The sequence below is a fragment of the Mesorhizobium sp. M4A.F.Ca.ET.050.02.1.1 genome, assembly GCF_003997725.1.
Classification (GTDB): Bacteria; Pseudomonadota; Alphaproteobacteria; order Rhizobiales; family Rhizobiaceae; genus Mesorhizobium.
Genome location: NZ_RZSG01000786.1, coordinates 1 through 2,727, shown reverse-complemented (window position 1 = coordinate 2,727; position 2,727 = coordinate 1). Strand labels below are relative to the sequence as shown.

Here is a 2,727-nt window from a genome sequence, read left to right as displayed (position 1 = left end):
GAGCCGCCATGCCCGCGGCATTCCAGTGTGAGGCGCCGGAAGCCGGCGGGGAAGGTCTGGGCGACCTGCGCCTCGCCGCCGCCCAGCCCGTGCTGGAAGACGACCGCCAGACCTTCGCCGGCGTCGGTGAACCGCAGCGTGGCGCCGTCGCGAGAGAGCGTCGCCATCACACCAGCCCCTTCAGGAAACGAGCGACACCGGGCGCTTCCTCGGCGGAAAGCCCATGCGTCACCAGCGGCCCATCGAAGCCGGCGTGCTTCAGCCGGGTGATGAAGTCAGGAAAGTCGACCACGCCTTGCCCGGCCGTGGCGAAGCGGCCGTCGGCGAAGCGGTCCTTGGCATGCGCCATGGCGACATGGCCGGCCGTGCGTTCGACCGCGTCGGCGACGATGGCACGCGCCTGCACGGCATCCGCCTGCTCGAAGAGGTTCGCCGGATCGAGCACGACGCGCAGCCGCTTCGAACCCATTTCGGCGATCAGGCGCGTCGCGTCGGCGGCGGAGGCAACGATGTTGGCCTGCTCGGGCTCGATGCCGAGGTCGACGCCATGGCGCTCAGCAATCGCAAGCGCCTTCTCCATCTCGCGCGCCATGTCGGCCCAGGCCGAGGGGTCGGCATTGCCGGGATGATGCGCCCACTGGTCGTCGGGGTTGCGCGTTCCGGTGCAGAGCGTCACCAGCGGCGTGGAAAGCCCGGCGGCCGCCTCGATCACCAGCGCCAGCCGGCGCAGGCCGTCGTCGCGCACCGCCCTGTCCGGATGCGCCATGTTGTAGGTGCCTGACAATGCGACAAGAGCCACGCCAGAAGCTTCGGCGGCAGCCTCGATGGTCCGGATTGCCTCGTCGGGAACCGCATCCGGCATCGATGGCAGGCCGGCGCAGGCGAGGTTGAACTGGGTGACCGCGAAGCCCGCATCGCGCACGGCGGCAAGCACGCCGGCCGGCTCGCTACCCGGGAAGGTCTTGGCGAACACCCCGACCTGCATCAGACCGCTCCCGTCACGCTGGCGATCTCGACGCGCTCGCCGCTCTCGACCGAGCGGGCGATCGCCACCATGGCGCGGATCGAAGCGAGCCCGTCCTCGACATTGGCGCCGCGCATCGGCTTGCCGTCGAGCACGGTATCGGCGAGGCCTTCGATCTGGCGCCGGAAGAAGTGGCCGTCGGCGCCGAGCGGCTTGCGCGAGGTCGCGTCCTTCTCGTGGAAGATGTCGACCTCACTCGCCCGGAAATACCAGGGATTGAAGGTCTTCGCGATTACGGAGCCGTTCTCGCCATAGAGCTGGAAACCTTCGTGCCAGTCCATGCGCAAGGCGACGGTGAGATCGAGATGGCCGAGCGCGCCATTGGCGAACTCGGTTTCGACGAACCAGCAATATGCGCCGAAACGCTTGTTGAGGCGCGCCCGCACGGCGGTGATCTCGCCGGCGAGGAAGCGCGCCGTGTCGACGAGATGCGAGCCGTGCGCCAGCATGAAATATTGCCTGAGATCGGCTTTCGGGTTGCCGGCCGGCTTCCGCGCCAGCTTGCTGGTCACCGGCAGCGGCTGCACCGCGTCGGTGTTGGTGTAGCGATGCGTGGAATCGCAATACCAGGCCTTCAGCGCCAGGATCTCGCCCATCTCGTCGCGGACGAAATCGCGCGCCGCTTCCAGCGCCGGATCGAAGCGCTTCATGTGCCCGACCTGCAGCACCTTGCCCGAGCGCTTGACCGCTTCGGCCAGCTTTTCGCCTTCCTCGACCGAGACGCCGATCGGCTTTTCGCACAGCACATGCTTGCCGGCCTCCAGCGCCTTGATAGACATCGGTACGTGATAGGCATCCGACGTGGCGACGATCACTGCTTCCAACTGCGGGTCTGCGAGCATCTCGTCATAGTCGCCATACATTCTTTCGGGCTCGTAGGTCGCGCCCATGCGCGCGAGCAGATCGGGCGCGGCGTCGCAGATCGCATAGAGGTCAGCACTGCTTGCCTTCGCGCAGGATTCCAGATGCGCGAACTGCGCGATCGGCCCGCAGCCGAGCACACCGACACGAAGGCGACGGTCTTTCTTGCGGATCATCGTCTCAGGCTCCGTATCCGCGCATGGTCTGGCGGTTGGTCTTGACCGCGCCGGCTGGATCGGCGGCGGCGGTCTCGGATTCCTCCTCCAGCACCAGCCAGCCGTTGAAGTTGGGCGCCGCGCTCGCGATCTCGATCACCTTCGCCGTGTCGCAGACGCCCTTGCCGAGCATCGCCCAGGTGCCGCCGGCATCGACATCCTTCAGGTGCACGTAGCGGATGCGGTCGCTATAGGTGGTGAGCGTGTCGGCCATGTCCTTGTGGCCGCGCAATATGTGCCCGGTGTCCGGCACCCAGCCGACCAGCGAGGCGTCGAGCAGGGAAAAGATCCGGTCGTAGTCTGCGCGGTCGAAGAGCAGCGTGTTGTGGTGCGAGCTTGGATGCACCGCGACCTGGACGCCGGCTTTGCGGCCGATCTCGCCGGCCTTGTTATAGACTTCCGCCGCAATGGCGAACTTGTCGTCGCGAGGCCCGTCGGAGACGACGGTCGCAGAGCCCATCGAGACAAGCGCGCCCGGAAAGGCCGCGGCAAAGTCGATCCATCGCCTGGCGGTTTCGAGGTCGGCGCCGATCTGGTCCTTCAGCGTGAAGCCGCTCTTCGAACCGAAGGCGAAGGAGACCAGCGTCAGGCCGGAGGCCTTCAGCGCGGCGGCGAATTCCGCCGGCT

Annotated in this window: 3 protein-coding genes and 1 pseudogene; all 4 read right to left on the bottom strand. The window is 67.2% G+C overall.

Going from position 1 to position 2,727, the window contains the following annotated elements:
- A pseudogene (locus EOA33_RS40980) lies at positions 1-167 on the bottom strand (alpha/beta hydrolase); the annotation flags it as partial.
- The gene (locus EOA33_RS31120; RefSeq protein ID WP_127407379.1) at positions 167-985 is read right to left on the bottom strand and encodes a sugar phosphate isomerase/epimerase; all 819 of its coding nucleotides are present in this window, start codon (positions 983-985) and stop codon (positions 167-169) included. The gene EOA33_RS31120 and the pseudogene EOA33_RS40980, both read right to left, overlap by 1 nt.
- On the bottom strand, positions 985-2,061 hold the full coding sequence (locus tag EOA33_RS31115) for a Gfo/Idh/MocA family oxidoreductase (protein WP_127407378.1): 1,077 nt from the start codon (positions 2,059-2,061) through the stop codon (positions 985-987). The genes EOA33_RS31120 and EOA33_RS31115 overlap by 1 nt, the downstream gene beginning before the upstream one ends.
- 4 nt (positions 2,062-2,065) lie before the next feature.
- Positions 2,066-2,727 (bottom strand): sugar phosphate isomerase/epimerase (locus EOA33_RS31110; protein ID WP_145989378.1); only part of this gene is annotated, 662 nt, incomplete at its 5' end.